General features: G+C 49.4%; 17 protein-coding genes. 6 read left to right on the top strand and 11 right to left on the bottom strand.

Features of this window, described 5'->3' with window-relative positions:
- From infB to P2H89_RS00490, 3 genes are all read right to left on the bottom strand, one after another.
- A complete protein-coding gene (gene infB / locus P2H89_RS00500; protein WP_275824503.1) occupies nucleotides 1-3,072 on the bottom strand; it encodes a translation initiation factor IF-2 in 3,072 nt (1,023 codons plus the stop codon).
- A gap of 199 nt (nucleotides 3,073-3,271) precedes the next feature.
- Entirely contained in the window at nucleotides 3,272-4,519 is a 1,248-nt protein-coding gene (gene nusA / locus P2H89_RS00495) for a transcription termination factor NusA (protein WP_275824502.1), read from the bottom strand.
- 84 nt (nucleotides 4,520-4,603) lie between these two features.
- On the bottom strand, nucleotides 4,604-5,074 hold the full coding sequence (locus tag P2H89_RS00490) for a ribosome maturation factor (protein ID WP_275824501.1): 471 nt from the start codon (nucleotides 5,072-5,074) through the stop codon (nucleotides 4,604-4,606).
- 337 nt (nucleotides 5,075-5,411) lie between these two features.
- Between P2H89_RS00490 and P2H89_RS00485 the strand changes: the two genes are divergently transcribed.
- Complete coding sequence (locus P2H89_RS00485) at nucleotides 5,412-5,666, top strand: DUF4834 family protein (RefSeq protein ID WP_275824500.1); 255 nt, start codon at nucleotides 5,412-5,414, stop codon at nucleotides 5,664-5,666.
- A 13-nt stretch (nucleotides 5,667-5,679) separates the two neighbouring features.
- Here P2H89_RS00485 and P2H89_RS00480 read toward each other — a convergent pair whose 3' ends face one another.
- Genes P2H89_RS00480 through P2H89_RS00470 form a run of 3 tightly spaced genes read right to left on the bottom strand, consistent with a single transcriptional unit; the run spans nucleotide 5,680 to nucleotide 8,027 of the window.
- Nucleotides 5,680-6,294 carry an HAD family phosphatase gene (locus tag P2H89_RS00480; protein ID WP_275824499.1) on the bottom strand — a complete coding sequence of 205 codons (615 nt, stop codon included), beginning with the start codon at nucleotides 6,292-6,294 and terminating at the stop codon, nucleotides 5,680-5,682.
- A gap of 20 nt (nucleotides 6,295-6,314) precedes the next feature.
- Nucleotides 6,315-7,403 (bottom strand): 1,2-phenylacetyl-CoA epoxidase subunit PaaE, encoded by a 1,089-nt coding sequence (paaE, locus tag P2H89_RS00475; protein ID WP_275824498.1) that lies wholly within the window; start codon nucleotides 7,401-7,403, stop codon nucleotides 6,315-6,317.
- 33 nt (nucleotides 7,404-7,436) lie between these two features.
- A complete protein-coding gene (locus P2H89_RS00470) occupies nucleotides 7,437-8,027 on the bottom strand; it encodes a TetR/AcrR family transcriptional regulator (RefSeq protein WP_275824497.1) in 591 nt (196 codons plus the stop codon).
- 247 nt (nucleotides 8,028-8,274) lie between these two features.
- Between P2H89_RS00470 and P2H89_RS00465 the strand changes: the two genes are divergently transcribed.
- Complete coding sequence (locus P2H89_RS00465; protein WP_275824496.1) at nucleotides 8,275-9,204, top strand: PfkB family carbohydrate kinase; 930 nt, start codon at nucleotides 8,275-8,277, stop codon at nucleotides 9,202-9,204.
- Between the two features lie 114 nt (nucleotides 9,205-9,318).
- Here P2H89_RS00465 and P2H89_RS00460 read toward each other — a convergent pair whose 3' ends face one another.
- Both P2H89_RS00460 and P2H89_RS00455 read right to left on the bottom strand, forming a co-directional pair.
- The gene (locus tag P2H89_RS00460) at nucleotides 9,319-9,858 is read right to left on the bottom strand and encodes a hypothetical protein (protein WP_275824495.1); all 540 of its coding nucleotides are present in this window, start codon (nucleotides 9,856-9,858) and stop codon (nucleotides 9,319-9,321) included.
- Between the two features lie 30 nt (nucleotides 9,859-9,888).
- Nucleotides 9,889-11,601, bottom strand: coding sequence for a lamin tail domain-containing protein (locus P2H89_RS00455; protein WP_275824494.1), 1,713 nt, complete (start codon nucleotides 11,599-11,601; stop codon nucleotides 9,889-9,891).
- 519 nt (nucleotides 11,602-12,120) lie between these two features.
- Between P2H89_RS00455 and P2H89_RS00450 the strand changes: the two genes are divergently transcribed.
- A complete protein-coding gene (locus tag P2H89_RS00450) occupies nucleotides 12,121-13,128 on the top strand; it encodes an aspartate-semialdehyde dehydrogenase (protein ID WP_275824493.1) in 1,008 nt (335 codons plus the stop codon).
- A gap of 57 nt (nucleotides 13,129-13,185) precedes the next feature.
- Here the strand turns inward: P2H89_RS00450 and P2H89_RS00445 are convergent, their stop codons facing one another.
- The 3 genes from P2H89_RS00445 to ligA form a co-directional block, all read right to left on the bottom strand.
- Nucleotides 13,186-13,854 carry a DUF2461 domain-containing protein gene (locus tag P2H89_RS00445; RefSeq protein ID WP_275824492.1) on the bottom strand — a complete coding sequence of 223 codons (669 nt, stop codon included), beginning with the start codon at nucleotides 13,852-13,854 and terminating at the stop codon, nucleotides 13,186-13,188.
- Between the two features lie 114 nt (nucleotides 13,855-13,968).
- Nucleotides 13,969-14,529, bottom strand: a complete 561-nt coding sequence (locus P2H89_RS00440; RefSeq protein WP_275824491.1) for an NUMOD4 domain-containing protein — start codon at nucleotides 14,527-14,529, stop codon at nucleotides 13,969-13,971.
- Nucleotides 14,530-14,601: 72 nt separating this feature from the next.
- Nucleotides 14,602-16,704 carry an NAD-dependent DNA ligase LigA gene (ligA, locus tag P2H89_RS00435; RefSeq protein ID WP_275824490.1) on the bottom strand — a complete coding sequence of 701 codons (2,103 nt, stop codon included), beginning with the start codon at nucleotides 16,702-16,704 and terminating at the stop codon, nucleotides 14,602-14,604.
- A gap of 167 nt (nucleotides 16,705-16,871) precedes the next feature.
- Between ligA and rlmD the strand changes: the two genes are divergently transcribed.
- From rlmD to P2H89_RS00420, 3 genes are all read left to right on the top strand, one after another.
- Complete coding sequence (rlmD, locus tag P2H89_RS00430) at nucleotides 16,872-18,275, top strand: 23S rRNA (uracil(1939)-C(5))-methyltransferase RlmD (protein ID WP_275824489.1); 1,404 nt, start codon at nucleotides 16,872-16,874, stop codon at nucleotides 18,273-18,275.
- A 49-nt stretch (nucleotides 18,276-18,324) separates the two neighbouring features.
- Nucleotides 18,325-19,131, top strand: coding sequence for a rhomboid family intramembrane serine protease (locus P2H89_RS00425; RefSeq protein ID WP_275824488.1), 807 nt, complete (start codon nucleotides 18,325-18,327; stop codon nucleotides 19,129-19,131).
- Nucleotides 19,132-19,233: 102 nt separating this feature from the next.
- On the top strand, nucleotides 19,234-20,157 hold the full coding sequence (locus P2H89_RS00420) for a rhomboid family intramembrane serine protease (protein WP_275824487.1): 924 nt from the start codon (nucleotides 19,234-19,236) through the stop codon (nucleotides 20,155-20,157).
- Nucleotide 20,158 lies beyond the last annotated feature (1 nt).

The raw sequence follows: 20,158 nt of genomic DNA, 5'->3' as shown, positions 1-20,158 counted from the left end.
TTATAATGTTCTCTTAACTTCTTCTTCTTCAAATGCTTCAACGATGTCACCCACCTGAATGTCATTAAACCCTTTGATCGTCAGGCCGCACTCCATACCGGATACGACTTCCTTGACATCATCTTTGTAGCGTTTAAGCGACTGCAGTTCGGCGCTTTGTCCTTCGCCTTTGGGGTAGGCCACGATACCGTCGCGGATAACGCGGATCTTGGAGTTGCGCTGGATCTTGCCATCCAGTACAAAACATCCGGCCACCGTTGCCTTGTCGAATTTGAACACGTTGCGCACTTCCACGTTGGCCACGATCTTTTCCTGGATCTTCGGCTCCAACATACCTTCCATCGCGCTCTTGATCTCGTCGATAGCGTTGTAGATGATAGAGTACAGCTTGATCTGTACACCTTCGCCTTCTGCCAGGCGGTTGGCCTGTGCCGACGGACGAACGTTGAAACCAACGATGATCGCATCGGATGCAGTTGCGAGCAATACATCACTCTCAGTGATCGCACCCACACCTTTCAACACCACGCTCACCACGATCTCTTCAGTAGAAAGCTTCTGCAGTGAGTCGGTAAGGGCTTCCACAGAACCGTCCACGTCGCCCTTGATGATCAGGTTCAACTGTTTGAAGTTGCCCAGTGCCAAACGACGGCCAATTTCATCGAGGGTAATATGTTTCTTGGTACGGATACCTTGTTCGCGAAGGATCTGCGCACGACGGTTGGCCACTTCTTTGGCTTCAGCCTCATCAGTATACACCTTGAACTTCTCACCTGCCTGCGGCGCACCGTTGAGGCCGAGGATCAGTACAGGCGTGGAAGGAGGAGCGAGGTCTGCGCGTTTGTTCCTTTCATTGAACATCGCTTTCACACGACCGAAGTGCTGGCCGGAAACCACCAGATCGCCCTGTTTAAGCGTACCGGTTTGCACAAGAACAGTCGCTACATATCCACGTCCTTTATCAAGGCTCGCTTCAATGATCGTTCCAACAGCTTCCTTATCCGGGTTGGCTTTCAGGTCGAGCAACTCGGCTTCGAGCAATATCTTTTCGAGGAGCAGGTCTACGTTCAGCCCCTTCTTGGCGCTGAGTTCCTGGCTTTGGTATTTACCACCCCATTCTTCCACGAGGAGGTTCATCTGGGCCAGTTGTTCGTAGATCTTTTTGGGATTGGCTCCATCCTTATCGATCTTGTTGATTGCAAAGATCATCGGTACACCGGCCGCCTGAGCGTGGCTGATGGCCTCACGCGTTTGTGGCATCACTGCGTCGTCGGCAGCTACCACGATCACGGCGATATCGGTAACCTTGGCACCACGGGCACGCATCGCGGTAAACGCTTCGTGACCAGGTGTATCGAGGAAGGCGATCTTTTTACCATTCGCAACGGTTACCTCATAGGCACCGATGTGCTGGGTGATACCACCCGACTCACCGGCCACTACATTGGCGCTCCGGATATAGTCGAGCAAAGAGGTTTTACCGTGGTCTACGTGACCCATGATGGTAACGATCGGTGCGCGTGGCTTGAGGTCTGCTTCATCATCCACATCTTCTTCTTCCTCCATCTCCATTTGCTTCTCCATGTCGATGAACTCAACATCGTAACCAAATTCGTTGGCCACCAGTTCGATAACCTCTGCATCGAGACGCTGGTTGATGGACACCATCAAACCAAGACCCATACACTTGCTGATCACATCTGCGAAGTTCACATCCATCAGGGTAGCCAATTCGCTTACGCTGATGAATTCTGTTACCTGCAGCTTGTTGTCCTGCATGTCATCGGCACCCTGATCGGCCATTTCCTGCCGTTTCTCACGACGGTATTTAGCTTTCAGGCTCTTACCACGACCGCTGGAACCGGAAAGTTTGGCCTGCGTTTCGCGGATCTTATTCTGGATCTCTTTCTCGTTGATTTCCTTAGGCTCGCGGCTGATCATCGGACGACCCGGGCGGTTACCACCCTGACCTCCATGATGTCCTCCACGATTTTGACCACCCCTGAACTGGCCACCACCCTGGCCTTGCTGGCCATGGCCACCATGTTGACCACCATGCGGACGCTGCTGATGCTGCTGACCTTCTGGCTTCTTGAACAGGTGCTGAGCGCGTTGTTGAGGCGTTTGCTGATCTTTCTTTTCGATCGGAATACGCTTGCGCTTCCGCTTCTCTTCGCTGCTGGCGCCAGCTGCACCCTGATTCTGGGGCTGCTGAACCTGCGGCTTATTCCTATCGCCGGCGATCGGAAGTTCGATCTTACCGAGGATCTTGGGACCTTCCAGCTTTTCAGCCTTGATATTCGATATAACCGGACCAGCTTCTTCTTCTTTTTCCTGAAGAGCAGGTTTAGGCTCTTCCTTCACCTCGGGGACCACCACAGGAGTTTCAGCTACTACCTCTTTTTCTTTTTCCTTCTCTTTCTCCTTTTCCTTTACAGGCTCTGGTGCTTTTTCCTCTTTTTTCTTCTCCTCTACCTTTTCCACCTTCGGCTCTTCCACTTTGGCAACAGGCACTTCCACCGGAGCTTCAGGCTCTGGCTCAGGCACTGGCTCAGGCTTCACTTCTTCTTCCTTCTTCTTGATCGTTTTCTTGGGCCTTGTAGAAGAGTCGATAGCAGACAGGTCTATTTTATCGAAGACCTTGGGGCCTTCGATCTCGGGGGCGTCAACTTTGGTCACCTCAGGCTGAGCGGGCTCTTCAGCTACCACAGGCGCTTTGGGTTCTTCCACTACGACCGGCGGTTGCTGGGGAGGCTGTTCTTCCTTCTTTTCTTCTTCTTTTTTGGGAACGGGCGCTGCTTCTTTCTTGAATACAACTGTTTCCTCTTCTTTCTTTTTCTTAGCCTCCAGGCTTCCTTTGGGAAGGTCGATCTGATCGCTTTTCAGCTTAGCCACCTTATCACTCTGGAATTCCTGTTGCAAAGCACGATACATGTCCTCCGTCAGCTTAGACGTAGGTTTCAGTTCGTCTTTGTCAAATCCCTTGCCCACCAAAAAGTCCACCAGCGTTTCTTTACCGATGTTAAACTCCTTGGCCGCGGCCATCAATCTGGGTGTTAATGTTTCTGCCATTCGTTATTGTAAGACAATTTTTTGTTTTGTTTGCTGTCTGGCAATGAAAAATAATCAGTCAAACAGGCAGTAAAGGTCTTGAAAGTTCGTCAATCTTCAGACGTCTTAAAAGTCGTATCTTCTTCAACCTTTCTGCAAATGTGCCACAATTTTAGCCAACTACACGGTTAATCTTCTTCGCAACTGCTCAACCTGCTTATTATTCCTTGTCAAACTCTTCCTTCAGTACTTTTCGTACTTCATCGATCGTTTCTCTTTCGAGATCTGTTCTACGTTCCAGTTCTTCGGGGGTGAGATCAAGTACGCTACGGGCAGTATCGCAACCGATGCGTTTGAACTCGTCGATGATCCAGGTTTCGATCTCATCACTGAACTCTTCTAGGTTGATGTCGAATTCCTGGGGTTCACCTTCAGTATCGCGATAAACGTCTATGCTATAACCAGTTAACTCTTGTGCGAGTTTAATGTTCACACCCTTTTTACCGATTGCCAGCGATACCTGGTCGGGCTTTAAGAAGACATTCGCCTGCTTCTTTTCGTTGTCCAGCTCCATGCTGGTAATTTTTGCAGGGGTCAATGAACGTTGAATCAGCAGCTGAACGTTGTTGGTCCAGTTGATCACATCGATATTCTCATTCTTCAGCTCACGAACGATACCATGGATACGGCTGCCTTTCATACCTACGCAGGCGCCCACAGGGTCGATACGGTCGTCGTACGATTCTACAGCCACCTTAGCCCTTTCGCCAGGTTCACGCACGATCTTCTTAATTACGATCAGGCCATCAAAGATCTCAGGTACCTCAATTTCCAGCAATTTAGCCAGGAAAGAGGGAGAGGTACGGGAAAGGATGATGACGGGTGAGTTATTTTTCAGTTCTACTTTCTTTACTACAGCCCTGGTGTTTTCGCCTTTTTTGAAATAATCCTGGGGAATTTGTTCTGATTTTGGCAGTATCAACTCATTGCTTTCCTCATCCAGGAGGAGGATCTCCTTTTTCCAGACCTGGTATACTTCGGCGCTGATGATATCGCCTACGCGGTCTCCGTACTTTTTAACCAGTACGTTCTTCTTCAGGTCGCTGATCCGGCTGGCCAGGGTTTGCTTGGCAGCCAGGATGGCCCGACGACCGAAGTCGAGGATGTTCACTTCCTCGTATAGCTCTTCACCCACCTCAAAGTCGGGGGCTACTCTTACGGCTTCACTATACGCCACCTCTGCCAGGGGGTCCTGTACAGCTCCATCTTCCACAATAGTACGGCGACGCATGATCTCCAGGTCACCCTTTTCAGCGTTTACGATAACGTCAAAATTTTCATCACTGCCGAATTTCTTCCGCAACAATGTTTTAAACACGTCTTCAACCACTTTCATCATCGTGGGACGGTCAATATTTTCCGCTTCCTTAAACTCCTGGAAAGCCTCAATAAGGTTAATACTTGCCATATGCTACAATTTTTAAACTTGTTCACCGGCCTGGTAGTCCTGCTGTTCCCGTAAGCAGTAAAACAGGGGACAGGTGTCCGGGGCTTAAAACACTATTTGAATTTTAGTTGATTTTATTGATTCGAATGGGAAATGGTGCAGGATCACTTCCTTTTTCTTATTTTTTCCCTTGGTTTCCTCCACCACGATCTCGTTTTCCAGCACTTCCAGCAACTTCCCGTCTACTTTGACGCCGTCTTTCAGTAACACCTCCACGAGCCGGCCTGCATTCTTTTTATACTGCCGGTACATTTTAAGGGGTTCATCCAAACCGGGGGAAGAAACTTCCAGCGAAAAATCGTCACCCGGGAAGAGGGCAGCCTCCTCCAGCTTTTTGTATAAGGCCCTGTTAATGCTGATGCACTTTTCAATAGTAATGCCCTGGTCTCCATCCAGGTACACCTTAACATTGTTGGTAGGCTTAATCTTAATTTCCACCAGGAAGTGAGCCGGATCTTCGGCCAACAGCTCTTCCAACATCTTTTCAATCGTCGAAACTTGAGTATCTATAGTCATAACCTGCATTGGAAAATAAAGAAGGGAACGTCCCCGTTCCCTTCTCTTTGCTTCTTTTTCCGTTGCGAAGGTAAGGTAATTAACGTATTCATTCCAAATCTGCAAAACTTATGATGACCTGCCCACCCATTCCCTTCAGCAAATGCCCTATCCGCACTAATTTCGACAGCCCGCGCAAATCTATTTTTTACGGCAGGGGGCAATCGCTGGTATCAGCCATGCAATCCTATCAGAACGTGAAGATTAAATGGAATTTAATATACCCGGGCAGCGCCGGTATTTTAACATAACAATTGAGGGAGCCCTAATGTTATTTGGTAGTACATTTGCAAATATTATGTTACGTGTTATACTCTGGATATTGCTTGGTTATTTCCTGTATCAGTTTGTAGTCAAATTCCTGATACCGGCATTTCGTGTTACCCGCCAGGTGCGCAGGCAGGTTAAGGATTTTAAGCAACACATGAACCAGGCTCACGCCCAACAACAGCAGCAGCAATTTCAACAAGGTGCCGCGAATACCACACAGCGCCCTCCCTCGCCTTCTAAAGAAAAAGCGGGCGACTATATTGATTTCGAAGAATTAAAATAAGGTCTCCGGAAACCTACCAGGCAATATCGAGCACCGATTTGCCCGGCTCCAGGTGATGGCCATGCATACCGGCCGCCCGCGCACCTTCTACATTCACCAATGCATCGTCGATAAACATTGTCTCCGCCGCCTGCAGGCCAGCGTCTTTCAGCACATATTCGAAAGCCTTTACATCGGGCTTGCGCATATTGATACTATGCGAATACCAGGTCTTTTCGAACAGGTCATCGAGCAGGTTGCCGCTAAACGTATCGCTGTAGGTCTTTTGGAAAGATTGAAGGTGAATAGCGTTGGTATTACTGAACAGGAAGAGGCGATAGTTTTGCTTCAGCCCTTTCAGTAGTTCGATCCTTTCTGCCGGAAAATCGCGTAACATGGCATTCCAACCAGCAATGACAGCCTCCCTGCCGGCATCAATACCGGCCAGCGTCTGTAAAGAAGTGATGAACTGCTCATCGTCGATGCTGCCCACCTCGTATTCCTTGAAAAAAGAAGCCGCATGGCCAAGGGCAAATAAACTCTTGAAATTCTTAACCCCCATGGCGGTAAAAGCATCTTCGGTCTTTTGCATGTCGAGATTGAGCAGTACACCGCCCAGGTCAAAAATAATGTTCCGGATGTTTTGCATGGATCAAAAATAAGGCTGTTCTACCGCACGTCGAAGTCTACCACCACTTTTTCCGTACGTGGATGCGATTGGCAGGTGAGGATGAATCCCTGTGCTATCTCCTCAGGTTCGAGTGCGTAATTAATATCCATCTCCACCTCGCCCTCGGTGAGCCTGGCCCGGCAGGTTGCACATACGCCGCCTTTACAGGCAAAAGGAAGATCGGCTCCCTGCTGCAGGGCCGCGTCAAGTATCGACGCTCCTTCGTATTTCAGGTCGAAGCCGAAAGCGATCCCATCGAGCTTTACAGTAACCTGGCTCTTCTTATCGGACGACGGAGCGCCTTCCTGCTGTTTATGGATTGTTTTACCGGGTTGGTGCGATTCGCCGGGCGTGGAAAACAGTTCAAAATGAACCTTCTTCTTATCTACCCCTTTGGCCTCCAGCCAGTCTTTCACAGAAAAGATCATCGATTCGGGACCGCAGAGGAAGGTCTCATCCATGGAAGTTAAATTGATCAGCCTGTTGAGCTGCTCACATTTATCGGCATCGATACGTCCATGATTGACGGGAGCGTCGGTCTTTTCACGGCTGAGTACATGGTGCACGGCCAGCCTGCCCATATAGCGGTTCTTCAGCGCCTCCAGCTGCTCGCGGAAGATGATCGAAGCCCGGTTGCGGTTGCCATAGATCAATGTGAACCGGCTTTGTGGTTCAATAGCGAGCGTAGCTTTGATGATGGAAAGTATCGGGGTAATGCCGCTGCCTGCTGCAATGGCCAGGTACTGCTTTTGATGCGCCGAAGCCAGCTCGGTAAAGAACCTGCCCGTGGGAGGAAGCACTTCAACGATATCCCCTTTTTTCAATTGCTGATTGGCCCAGGAGGAAAACCTGCCTGCCTCTACGGATTTGATAGCCACTTTCAATTCATTGTCGAGCGGACTGCTGCAAATGGAATAGGACCTTCTTATTTCTTCTCCGGCAATGACTGTTTTCAGCGTGATGTTCTGCCCCTGCTTAAACTGGTAAGCATCCCGCAGATCGGCGGGAATATCGAAAGTAACCGAAATACATTCCGGCGTTTCTTTCTGTACGGCAGCAATGGTAAGTGTATGGAAGTGAGTAGCCAAGCAATCTATTTTTTTAGCGGTAGCCAGATCGGATTATTTCTTCAACCCCTCTACGAGGATCATAACCATATTATCCTCCAGCACGTGCCCTTCGATCTTTTTGGTACTGCGGTGCCAGGATTCGATACCGCTTACAGCATGCAGCATGATCAGGACTGCGGTAGGCGCATCTATGGCCTTGATCTCTCCTTTACGGATACCCTCTTCAATAACGAGGGCGATCCGTTGACGATAGGCCCGCCGCTGGCTTTGCATATTTTGCATGTAAGGCTCCGTAAGGTGTTTCCACTCGCGGTCGCTTACATACACCTCCTCATAATGTTCGATCATCTGGCGGATATGGAAGCGTAAGATGGCCTCAATCTTGGCGATCGCGCTTTGCGGGCTACTGTCTACTTCCTCGATATGCGTCATAAACAGGTTGGCCACCTTAAAACAGATCTCCTGCAAGATCTCGGCTTTGGAACTGATGTGGTTGTAAAGACTGGCGGCTTCCACGCCCACATGTTCTGCCAGATCGCGCATAGAGGTTGCGCTGAAACCTTTTTCACGGAACAGTTTAGCGGCCTCGGTGATGATGACCTCTTTGCGGGTGCTGTTCCGGTTGCTTTTAATCTTTGCCATAAGCGGTAATTGATCAAAGATAATAAAGTGCTAACACCTGTTAGCGAAAATTTCTAAATTATCCGTCTGGCGGATAAAGATTCAGGCTAACGCCTCCCGCAGCCCCATCGGCAACGACCCGCCAATAAGCCAGCTCAACAGATATTCAGGCATATTAATATATCTGCTTCCCTACGCATAGCTGGGGAAATTCGTGTAGGTTTGCGCGCTGAATATTTATCAAACATTCTAAATATCAAACTACTTTATGTCTCTGATCTCTGTAGGAACGATGGCTTTTGACGCTATCGAAACACCTTTTGGTAAAACCGACCAGATCATAGGTGGCTCTGCCACTTATGTAGCTTATGCGGCCAGCAAATTTGTGCAGCCGATCAAGCAGGTGTCGATCGTAGGCTTCGACTTCCCGAAAGAAGAAATGGACGAACTGAGAAAAAGAGGTGTGGAACTCGAAGGCGTGGAAGTGGTTCCTGACAAGAAATCATTCTTCTGGAGTGGCCGCTACCATATGGATATGAACACGCGCGACACCCTGGTTACCGATCTCAACGTGCTGCTCGATTTCAATCCCCAGTTACCCGAATCCTACCAGGGCGCAGAGTTCCTGATGCTGGGCAACCTCGACCCGGTTATCCAAAAGAAAGTGATCACCCAGCTGAAGACCCGTCCGAAGCTGATCGTGATGGACACCATGAACTTCTGGATGGAAGTAGCGATGCCTCAGTTGGAAGAGACCCTGAAAATGGTAGATGTGCTGATGGTCAACGATAGTGAAGCAAGACAACTGAGTGCCCAGTTCTCCCTCGTAAAAGCGGCCAAAGAGATCATGAAGATGGGGCCCAAATACCTGATCATTAAGAAAGGCGAGCACGGCGCCCTCCTGTTCCATGGCGACCAGGTATTCTTTGCACCTGCATTACCACTGGAATCAGTATTCGATCCTACCGGCGCAGGCGACACGTTTGCCGGCGGCTTCATGGGCCATATCGCCCGTACCCGCGACATTTCTTTCGAGAACATGAAGACGGCCATCATTGTAGGTTCTGCCATGGCATCTTTCTGCGTGGAAAAATTCGGTCCCCAGCGCTTAAAGGAGATCACCCAGGCGGATATTGATCAGCGTATCCAGCAATTTGTAAACCTCGTCAACTTCGATATCGAACTCACCAACTCGTAAGTCCGGATTGCAATAAACGTAAAAGGGTCGCCTCGCAGCGACCCTTTTACGTTTATGTTGTAGCCATGGAGGCTGGCCGACGGAATAAGGTCCGCGCACGCCTAAGGCCTTCCTTTACTCTACGGTAACTGCCACAGCAACCCTTGTTCCATCATGAAACAGGTTGAGCGCTTTGGGCTTTGCACCTGCCGGAATATTGTAGGTAATGCCCGTAATATCTTTCGTTGATTCAGCATCAACACCATTGCCTACCCCTGTGTACTGGGTAATGTTGTTGCCATTGTCGAGCGTAAGACGGGAATCGCCGGGCGTGAAGAAAACACTGTTGCCACCTACTGGGTTTTTGTTGGTCAGCTCCAGGTCATACGTAAACTCGATGCCTTCCGACTTCCCATCGGGATCCTGCAGCGCAACCGCTTTTGCATTCTTGATCTTTACAAACAGTTCCTTGCCTTTACCCAGGTAAAGAGTGTCTGGCGAGAATGTTACCTTATAGGTTTTAGGTTCATTGGTAGCCGCCTTGGTATCGGATCCGGATGCGGTTTGTTCTGTAGAAGAAGTGGTAGAATCCGCACTTCCTTCTTTGGCTTTGTCTTTACACGAGAATAAGACCAGCGTTGACACTGTTGCAAATGCTAAGAATGTCTTTTTCATGCAGAAGGTGGTTTAAATTTTATTTATTAGTTATAGGTGACGTATTAATGTTACAGTATTCCTGAACTTTTTTGTTCTCCCTTGTCCGTTAAACAATTCCGCATACATGATATAATTGCCCGGTGGTAACCGGCGCCTTTCATTATCCAACCCATCCCACCTGAAAGTTCCCTCCATGCCCAGCGTGGCGTTGCGCGCCAGGTGCCTTACTGGTGCACCTGCTGCATCAAAGAAGGTGATATTGGCCACAAAGCCAGCTTCCGCCATTTGATACTGGATACTTACAAAGTCGTCCCTGCCATCATGATCGGGCGAGAAGAGGGTGGGCGTAAGCCGTATCATTCCCTTCGCCTGCAGATCGGCCCTGAACTGCGAATTGCGATAGCCCGGTGTACCAAACCCCGCCGTGGAGGCGGCCGACATCCAGTTCTGGCTGTTTTGGGCAGACTGGCTATAATCTATTCGTTCCAACGCTACCCCTTCATCGCTGCCCAGCAAAGCAAAATGCCAGCTTTTATTATACTGCAATTCGTCGATCACCACCTCCTGTGCGTCCATCAATACCAGGTGGCCCTGATCATCGGGCAGCGAAGGCAACGCCTCCATTTGCAATAGCGCCTCGTGCATGGCCCCTATATATTGCTGTTGCACCCATTGGCCGTCTTCTGTCAGTACCCGGTAGTCGCCCGGGAACAGCAGGTTTGAATTAGACGTCAATTGGTGTATGTTCGTAAACTTGCCGGTGGACAAACGATTGGCTACATACAATTGTTTAAGGTCTATCGCTTTGTTACTGCGATTGTACAACTCAATGTAATCCACCCCTCCGCCAGGCGGGTTAAATAACAATTCATTAATGACCAGGTCTCCGGGGCTGGCGGGTTGTGCCAAAGCCGCTTTCGCAGTATTACCTGCTCCTATAGGGTTACCGCTGCAATCGGTAATGTTCCTTACGGTGAGCATCGACACACTTGTACTTAGCTGACTTCCCCAGGTAAGCAATACGTTCCGGAAAAGGGGAGGCTGAGGTTCGGCATAGAGAGGATGCCCCATACCCTGGTCGAGAGCGTAATAAGCGGGTATAGCAGCCTGCAGGCTATCGAGCGATTCATTAAACAGCACCAGCAAGGTAAGGCTATCTGGTGCGTAGGTACTTACAACGGTTGGCGGCATATCGTCGGCATTGATGCCTTTTACGGAATTATCCTTGCCGGGTGTACCTCCGCCAGGATGTGTGGAAGCCTTCCAGTTGGCGGCAGCCGTGCAGGGATTGGCCGCATCGATCATCTCCAAACTCCAGCCACCATTGATCTTAACGCTGTTCTGGTACCATTGGTCGCTATAGGCCACCGCGTGAATGGTAGCACCTTCCGGAGAATAAAGCGTTATAACATCCGCATCGTTGTTCAGGGAGGGAAAATTGCTGACCCCGATACAGGAACCAAAAGCACTCAACATGGAGGCGGCCGAATGGCTGCAGATGACCACCTGGCTATCGGGCTCCAATATAAAGGCAACGTTGATGTTGGCTGTGGAGGCTCCGTCACTGAGCTTCCATCCCAGCAGGTTGACTGGTCGTTGAGAAACATTCTTCAGCTCGATATACTCCTGAGCGGGTAGACCAACAGGCGGCGAAGGGTCCGGCATCAATTCAGTAATGAGGATCGCGAATCGTTGAGCGGGCTGGGCATGCAATAAGGAAGCAGGCAGCAATAACAATGCAGCAAGCAGTCGTATAGTCATTGGTTATGTTTTTCATGAGGATATGACGGTTATCCGAAACCGCCTGGTAGTATGAAAATAAGTAGCCGTCAACAAATAATAAAATAATTTATAATACTTGCGTGAGCTGTTTTAGCGCACTCATCAGCACATGAAGCATTGCCCGCCGTGCCTTTGGCGTGGCCGGCAGGCCTATCGCCGACCAGGCGACCAATGCCTATGTCATCCGGTTTATCCTTCACTTTGAACACTTTGATACCCATTGTAATGGCGCCGGCCGGCAGAAAGTATTTTCTCTTTTTTAATAAAATATTTGCGGATTCTGTATTTGGGGACTACTTTTGCTGCTCGTTATGCAAAAAATGATGAAACATACAAAGCGCACGAAGAAGCAATCCAGACATTGGGAAGGCTAAGTACTGCTTTGTGTGCTACGATATTCAAAACGGCCTTCCCCACCAGGAAGGCCGTTTTGCTTTCATCAGTCAGCGAGCGAAAAAGTCATTATTCATAAACTATAAACAAGCCAATCAACACACCATGAAAGTTGCAGTAGTAGGCGCCACCGGCCTTGTAGGCACCAAAATGTTGCAGGTATTAGCCGAGCGCAATTTCCCCGTTACAGAACTCATTCCAGTAGCATCTGAAAGATCAGTGGGCAAGGAAGTCGAATTCAAGGGTAAGCGATTCAAGATCGTGAGCATGACCGACGCTATTGCAGCTAAACCCGCCGTGGCGATCTTCTCCGCTGGCGGCAGTACTTCCCTGGAGTGGGCTCCCAAATTTGCAGAAGCAGGTATCACCGTGATCGACAACTCCTCCGCCTGGAGAATGGATCCTTCCAAAAAACTCATCGTGCCCGAGGTGAATGCCGATGCACTGGGTAAAGACGATAAGATCATTGCCAACCCCAACTGTTCTACCATTCAAATGGTTGTAGCGCTCAACCCGCTGCACAAGAAATATAAGATTAAACGTATCGTAGTATCTACCTACCAAAGCGTAACCGGCACCGGTAAGAAAGCCGTTGATCAGATGTTCGGTGAACGCTCGAAAGCGGAAAAAGGGTCCAACAACGAATACCCAATGGCCTACAAATATCCCATTGATCTCAACGTGATCCCACAGATCGATGTATTCCTCGACAATGGTTACACCAAAGAGGAAATGAAGATGGTCAATGAGACCAAGAAGATCATGCGCGATGACAGCATCCGTGTTACTGCTACCACCGTACGTATCCCCGTAGTAGGCGGACACAGTGAAAGCGTGAATGTGGAGTTTGCCGATGATTACAAGCTGGATGAAGTAAGCACCCTGTTGAGCCAGTCGCCCGGTGTTGTTGTGGTAGATGATCCCGCCACCCAGCAATACCCCATGCCGAAAGATGCACACGATCGTGATGAGGTATTCGTTGGCCGTCTGCGCCGTGATGAAACACAGGCCAATACCCTCAACATGTGGGTGGTGAGCGACAACCTGCGTAAAGGTGCCGCTACCAATGCCGTTCAGATCGCAGAATACCTGGTTTCCAAAAACCTGTTGTAATATTTTAGAGGGAACGTATAGCCATATTCCCGGTCCCGCCGCATGGCGGGACTTTTTTTATTCATCCAAAGCCCGGTTGAGGAACGCAATAAGGGGCTGCAAGGCCTCGAAAGCCGTAGTCACTTTTTTGACCAGCCCATCCGAAGTAAGGTCACTGTCCTTTAGCTCCTGCGTAGCCAGCCAGCTCTTGAGCTTCAGGTATTCGGCTGCGGGATTGTCCTTCTCAAAGCCCTGGGGCACGCGGCTCAGCGAAAACTCTTCCCCCTGGTCTAAGGTTCCATATACAGCCTGGAATTTCTTATTGGCCAGTATCTTCTTGAACTCGTCGAGGCAATAGTCGATCTCCTGACGTATTTTCTTCATCTCCGGGGGCATGGGCATCCAGATACCTCCGCCAACAAAGCTTTGCCCGGGTTCGCAGTGGAAATAATAGCCCGCATAGATCGATTTCTTACCGCCACGGTTGATGCTGGCGCCGAAGTTGGTTTTATAGGGACTTTTGTCCTTGGAGAAACGAACATCGCGGTTGATGCGGAACAGGCATTCTTTAGCGGTGAGTTCTTTGATGGTAGGATCCTGTTTGCTGTGCTTATCGATCAACTGCTGAATGAATTGGCCAAAGTCTTTTTTGGCTGTCTCGTATTGAGGACGATGGGTATCGAACCAGGATTTATCGTTGTTCTTCTTGAGGTCTTTGAGGAATTTGAGCGTAGAAGCCTGCAACATTGCTTTTTTATTTAAAGGTAGGACCACTGTGGCAAGGCTCAAAAAAAGTTAAGTGGTGTGTAGACGTCCCTTGCGCCCATACACACCACTTAGCCATTTTACCGGTAGAGGAGTTTAGATCCTTCCCCAGTTCTCACCACTTTTAATGCGGTACATCGTCATCTCACTGACGCCATATTTTTCCGCCAATTTTTTGATGGTGATCTTCCGGTTCTTGTCTGAAAGGACCTTCTTGATGCTCTTAACCTGATTAGCATTCAGCTTAAGGCCTTCTGTGCGGTTCGCCTGTACTTTCTTGTAAGCGATCTTTGCAGGGCTGTTTTGCTGATGGCTGATCATTTCTTCCAGTGAAGCCCACTTAAGGTTCTTCACGGTGTTGTCGAGCTTGTTGTGATTCAGGTGAATCACGTATTTGTTTTTCGCCGTCGGTTTGCCGAGGAATAACCGGGCAATCTCGCGGTGAATGTACAGAGTGCCATTGTTTCCGGGTCTGTGCAGGTTCAGGGTCCGGTAGCCGGTAGTTAATGAACCTTGTAACAGTTTGCCATCTTCAATGACATCTTCTGTGTAGCTGGCTATGCGTCCGTGTGATGACAGCGCATACTTTTTACGGAGGTGTTTCCAGCCTGGAAACTGCAAAGGTTTCCACACCTCGTTGGGGAGTTTTTTTATCATCGCCTTTTCCTTTTGGCTAAAGTTACAAAAAAAGATATGCGAAAATCAAATCATTTGTAAGAAAGATGTGAATTAGCGGTTAACCAAGGTCAGGAACTCTTCCTCACTGATGATCTTGATCGAGGTTATCTTCTTAGCCTTTTCCAGTTTGGAACCCGCTTCCTCACCCGCCACCAGGTAAGTTAGCTTACTGCTCACGGACCCCAATAGCTTACCCCCGTTGCTTTCTACCAAAGCCTCAGCCTCACTGCGTTTTAGCGTAGGCAGGGTGCCGGTGAACAAAAACGTTTGTCCGGAAAGGTTGCCGTCCGTGACCATATCCTTTTTATCATTTTTCAACTTTAATCCCAGTTCCTCCAATTCCTTAAGCATTGCTATGTTATCGGGATTATGGAAGAACTGATAGATACTGCCCGCCACCTTCGGTCCCACGTCTTCGAGGTTTTTCAGCTCTTCAGAAGAGAATTGAGCGAAATCAAGGAGGTGCTTTACCGCATTAGCAAGCGTTTTGGCCGTTGTTTCACCAACATAACGGATACCCAAAGCAAAGATGAGGCGGTGCAGCGGCTGCTCCTTGGAGGCAGCGATGGCAGATTGCAGGTTAGTGATACTCTTTTCGCCAAACCCTTCCAGGCCACGCACCTTATCAAAAGGAAGCGTATAAATGCCAGGAATGTTCTTTAATAAGCCAAGGTCATAGAACTTTTGTACAATGGCCTCTCCCAGACCGCGTATATCCATGGCATCCTTACTGGTAAAGTGGAAAATGCGTTGCAGGACCTGGGCTTCACAATTAATGTTTACACAACGCCATACGGCTTCATCGGCCGTTTTAACGAGTTTATCATGGCAAACGGGGCATTTTACAGGAAAAACAATGGGTTCTTCCTTGCCCGTTCTAACGTCGGGTAGTGATTTCACTATATAGGGAATAACATCGCCCGCGCGCTCAACCAGCACAGTATCTCCGATCATCAGGTCCTTCTCACGGATCACCTCTTCATTGAACAGGGAGATGGAGCCAACCGTTACACCGCCGATGGGTACGGGCTCTATCTTGGCCACGGGCGTTATGGAACCTGTGCGGCCAACCTGAAATTCAACCGCCCTGAGTTTGCTCGTTGCCTGACGGGCCTTGAACTTATAGGCGATGGCCCAGCGGGGGTGGTGGGTCGTCATGCCCAGCTGATCCTGCAGATCCAGTTTATTGACCTTGATCACCATGCCATCTATCTCGTACGGGAGGTCGTCGCGCATCTGTTCAAATTCGTGGCAATACTTAACAACGGCATCAATGCCTTTGAAGATCTTCTTCTCCTTCATCGGGCTGCGGAAACCCAACTGCCAAAGCAGTTCGAGCGACCCGCTATGAGTCTCCAGCAGGGGGTGAACAGCGGCCCCCGGCAAGGTAACGTAGTAGCTGATATGATAGAGAAACGCCTCGAGGTTGCGTTTGCCCACTTCTTTAGGGTCTTTGATGCGCAGCGATCCCGCCGCGGCGTTACGCGGATTGGCCAGCGGCGCCAGGTTCTGCTCGATCAGCTGGTCATTGTATTTCTTAAAGTTGGCCTTGGTCAGTAGTACTTCACCGCGGATCTCGATCTGTTGCAAACCGTAATCAGACAAGCGGGCGCTTAAGGGAACCGACCGGATCTGTTTGATATTGGTCGTGATCTCATCCCCTTGTACACCATCGCCCCGGGTAGCGCCCCTGGCGAGCAGGTCATTTTCATAAATAAGCGAAATACTGGCACCGTCGAATTTCGGCTCCACACAATATTCGATGTCGTCGATCTTCGCCAGTTCGCGGGCTTTGCGGTCCCAGTCTACCAGGTCCTGCTCATTGTAAGAGTTCTCCAACGACAGCATCGGCACCAGGTGGGGGGCCGGAGGAAAATCTTTGGTAAGGCCTTTGGCCACCCGCATCGTGGGCGAGTCGCTGGTCACCAGTTCCGGGTGCTTCTCTTCAATTTTCTCGAGCGTTTTGTAGAGCTGGTCGTACTCGAAGTCGGCCACCAGCGGATCATTGATCACATAATACCGGTATTCATGAAACCGCAGCGCTTCCCGTAGATGGTCGAGGTCCTTTGTAGGGTCGACAGCATCCTTTTTCACTTTATCTAGTAGTTCGGTGCTAAGCTGCTGCAATGATTTGGTTTGACCGGTGGAGTACATAAATGGTTGGTTATGTGTTTGTGTCTGTAAAATTAAGGCTTTATAAAAAAGGTTTTGCAGGTGCCTGCAAAGCTGTTCCGGAAGCTTTTGCCGGTCTTTGAACGGCAGTTTGTGAGGTGCCGGCGGGAAAGCAGGGATGCTCCCGCGCTATCCGTTATCTTTGCCGCATGAGAAAAAAGAACGTGGTACTGCAGAAATTGGTAGTACAGGATTATGCTGCAGAAGGGAAAGCGTTGGGCAAGGTCGATGGCAAGGTGGTTTTTATAGAAGGAGCGGTACCGGGTGATGTGGTGGATGTGCGCCTTTCGAAGAACAAAAAGGAGTGGGCCGAAGGAAAGGCCACCCATTTTCATGAGTTTTCGAAGGACAGGGTTTCCCCTTTCTGCGAACATTTTGGCGTTTGCGGCGGTTGTAAGTGGCAAATGCTGCCCTACGACCGGCAGCTGGTTTATAAGCAACAGGAAGTTGAACAACATCTCCGTCGCATCGGAAAGGTAAACCTGCCGCCCATACCTGCTATTGCAGGCTGCGACAAGTCGACCCGCTACCGGAATAAACTGGAATTCACGTTCAGCAACCGCCGGTACCTGTTGCCCCATGAAATCGAGGGAAAGGAAGTATTTGAAGCAGAGAATGCGCTGGGTTTTCATGTACCCCGGCTGTTCGATAAGGTCATTGACATCAATACCTGCCACTTGATGGAGGAACCCGCCAATGCGATCAAGAATACGATCCGGCAGTTTGCCCGGGAGCAGGGATATAGTTTTTATGATATCCGGGCACACCAGGGCTGGTTGCGTACCCTGATCATCCGGGTTTGCACCACCGGTGAAGTGATGGTGAATGTATGTTTTGGTTACGACGACCAGGAGGCGCTCAAAAAATTGTTTGACCACCTGTTGCAGCAGGTACCGGCTATCACCACCCTGCTGTATACCATCAATCCCAAAAAGAACGATACCATATACGACCTGGAACCGAAGGCGTATTACGGAAAAGGATATATTACAGAAAAACTGGAAGGCCTCTCGTTCAAGATCGGACCGAAGTCATTTTTCCAGACAAATACCCGGCAGGGCGAAAAACTGTACCAGATCACCCGGGAATTTGCCGAATTGACGGGACAGGAAACAGTGTACGACCTGTATTGCGGAACCGGCAGTATCGGGCTTTTTATAAGTCACCAGGCCAAAAAGATCATCGGGGTGGAAGTTATTGCGGAGGCGATCGATGATGCAAAAGAAAATGCTGCCCTGAACAAAATCGGCCATGCCGATTTCTTCGCCGGCGACGTTATTGATATTTGTGACGATGCATTTTTTGCCCGCCATGGAAAACCGGATGTGATCATTACCGACCCGCCCCGTGCCGGCATGCACGAAAAGCTGGTGCAGAAGATCCTCGATATGGAGGCGCCGCTGGTGGTGTATGTGAGCTGTAATCCGGCTACCCAGGCAAGGGACCTGAACAAGCTGGATGAGAAATACGAGGTAACGAAAGTGCAGCCGGTAGACATGTTCCCGCATACCCATCATATCGAAAATGTGGTGCAACTAAAGCTGAGAAAATAAGGCCTTACATTGTATAACCTAAAATAGCAGTATAGTGTATTCGAACAGGATGTTTTTGCCCTTAACGCCGATAGTTAAGAATCTTTTGATCATAAACGGTCTTATTTTTCTGGCACAGATCACCTTTCAGAATAAGTTCCCGATCGACGAGCTGTTTGCCCAGCACCACTTCCTCTCCAAGGATTTCAAGCCGCATCAGCTATTGACCTACATGTTCATGCACGATACGCGGAACTTTTTCCATATTGGTTTCAATATGCTGGCGTTATACATGTTCGGCAGCAAACTGGAAATGGTATGGGGCCCTAAAAGGTTCCTGACCTTTTACCTGGTTTGCGGAATTGGTGCAGGGCTTATCAGTGGCCTGGCGACCTTTGTAGAAACCTACCCCCTGATCAGTGATTTGAACTTCCTGGCCGACCATCCTACTGCCCGGAATTTTACCATGCTGGTAAAAAAATATGATTCTATACGAGCCTCGTTCTCGCCCGAAACCTTAGCCATGGTTAACAGCCGGGTTAACGACCCCAACCTCGCCAAAGAAATTTTCAACGTAGCGGGGCAACTGAAGGGCGATGTTACAAGAGGCCAGATGGTTGGCGCTTCAGGCGCCATATTTGGGTTGCTCGCCGCCACCGGTTACCTGTTCCCCAACGACGTCGTCAATATCTACTTCATTTTGCCCTTAAAAATGAAGTGGTTCGTACTGATCTATGCCGGACTTGAACTCTGGTCAGCCATTCAAAACAACCCCCAAGATCCTGTGGCCCATATCGCTCACCTCGGGGGGGGCCTGGTAGGCTTTTTGATCGTCTATTTCAGCTACCGGCGGGGAAACCGGCGTAAATTATTTTAAGTCAACATTAAGCACTGTCCGACTGTTAATTAATTACCAATATCGTAATGCCCGGAAGGGGCGTTGTGAGCGGGGTTTTGTACATTCACCAAAAATATTTTCGTGTTGCGGGAAGATCGATATAGGAAACGCATTTTGCTGGGCCAGGACGGTAATTCATTGGTTTTGTTGCTGGCTATACTGGCGATTGTATTCTGCCTGTTTAAGTTTTTGTGGATCGTATATTGGATGTCCGGCTCTAAGGAGGCTGCTTTTAATGTAGAAATACTCCATTGGTTTACCCTTCCTTCCGATCTCGGCACACTGGCTACCCGCCCGTGGACCCTGCTTACGTATATGTTCATGCACGAAGATCCCATGCACATGATTGGTAATGTGCTTTGGTTGTGGGCCTTCGGCTATATTCTGCAAGACCTCGCCGGCCCGCGGAAGATCATTCCCCTGTTCATTTATGGCGGCCTGGCTGGCGGTATTTTTTACGTGATCAGCTTCAACCTGATCCCTGTCCTGACCGACGTCGTTAAATTCAGCAGCCTGATAGGCGCCTCTGCCGGGGTAATGGCCATCGCCATTGCCACCACCGCCATGGCGCCCGGCTATCGCATATTCCCCATGATCAACGGCGGAATACCCCTTTGGGTACTCACCCTCATATTCGTGGTACTCGATTTTGCCATGGTGACCGGCTCCAATACCGGTGGCCACCTGGCCCACCTGGCTGGTGCCGCTATCGGTTATGTATTTGTCGTGCAACTGAAACGCGGCCGCGACTGGGGCGAATGGATGAATCGCTTTTTCGACTGGATCAATAATTTGTTCAATCCCGACAAACGCAGTTGGAAAAAAACTGCCAAAGAGGAATTGCATTACGAATCCAAAGGCACCCAGCCTTTCAAAAGAATTCCAAACATTACACAGAAACGCATTGACGAAATTTTAGACAAGATCAACCAACAAGGTTATCGCTACCTGACAGAAGAGGAAAAAGACATTTTGAAGCGGGCCTCGGAGGATGAAGAGTTGTAAA

Origin of the sequence: Paraflavitalea sp. CAU 1676 (genome assembly GCF_029223285.1) — a bacterium.
GTDB lineage: Bacteria > Bacteroidota > Bacteroidia > Chitinophagales > Chitinophagaceae > Paraflavitalea.
Note: the sequence above shows the minus strand (reverse complement) of the source record. Positions and strands in the feature narration are given on the sequence as shown.

Bases quoted from the DNA above. Each gene is read 5' to 3' on its own strand.
- nusA (WP_275824502.1), bottom strand. From the start codon at position 4,519: ATGGCAAGTATTAACCTTATTGAGGCTTTCCAGGAGTTTAAGGAAGCG.
- rlmD (WP_275824489.1), top strand. From the start codon at position 16,872: ATGAGAAAAAAGAACGTGGTACTGCAGAAATTGGTAGTACAGGATTAT.
- P2H89_RS00455 (WP_275824494.1), bottom strand. From the start codon at position 11,601: ATGACTATACGACTGCTTGCTGCATTGTTATTGCTGCCTGCTTCCTTA.
- P2H89_RS00470 (WP_275824497.1), bottom strand. From the start codon at position 8,027: ATGGCAAAGATTAAAAGCAACCGGAACAGCACCCGCAAAGAGGTCATC.
- P2H89_RS00460 (WP_275824495.1), bottom strand. From the start codon at position 9,858: ATGAAAAAGACATTCTTAGCATTTGCAACAGTGTCAACGCTGGTCTTA.
- P2H89_RS00485 (WP_275824500.1), top strand. From the start codon at position 5,412: ATGTTACGTGTTATACTCTGGATATTGCTTGGTTATTTCCTGTATCAG.
- P2H89_RS00450 (WP_275824493.1), top strand. From the start codon at position 12,121: ATGAAAGTTGCAGTAGTAGGCGCCACCGGCCTTGTAGGCACCAAAATG.
- ligA (WP_275824490.1), bottom strand. From the start codon at position 16,704: ATGTACTCCACCGGTCAAACCAAATCATTGCAGCAGCTTAGCACCGAA.
- P2H89_RS00425 (WP_275824488.1), top strand. From the start codon at position 18,325: ATGTTTTTGCCCTTAACGCCGATAGTTAAGAATCTTTTGATCATAAAC.
- P2H89_RS00440 (WP_275824491.1), bottom strand. From the start codon at position 14,529: ATGATAAAAAAACTCCCCAACGAGGTGTGGAAACCTTTGCAGTTTCCA.
- P2H89_RS00465 (WP_275824496.1), top strand. From the start codon at position 8,275: ATGTCTCTGATCTCTGTAGGAACGATGGCTTTTGACGCTATCGAAACA.
- P2H89_RS00490 (WP_275824501.1), bottom strand. From the start codon at position 5,074: ATGACTATAGATACTCAAGTTTCGACGATTGAAAAGATGTTGGAAGAG.
- P2H89_RS00480 (WP_275824499.1), bottom strand. From the start codon at position 6,294: ATGCAAAACATCCGGAACATTATTTTTGACCTGGGCGGTGTACTGCTC.
- infB (WP_275824503.1), bottom strand. From the start codon at position 3,072: ATGGCAGAAACATTAACACCCAGATTGATGGCCGCGGCCAAGGAGTTT.
- P2H89_RS00445 (WP_275824492.1), bottom strand. From the start codon at position 13,854: ATGTTGCAGGCTTCTACGCTCAAATTCCTCAAAGACCTCAAGAAGAAC.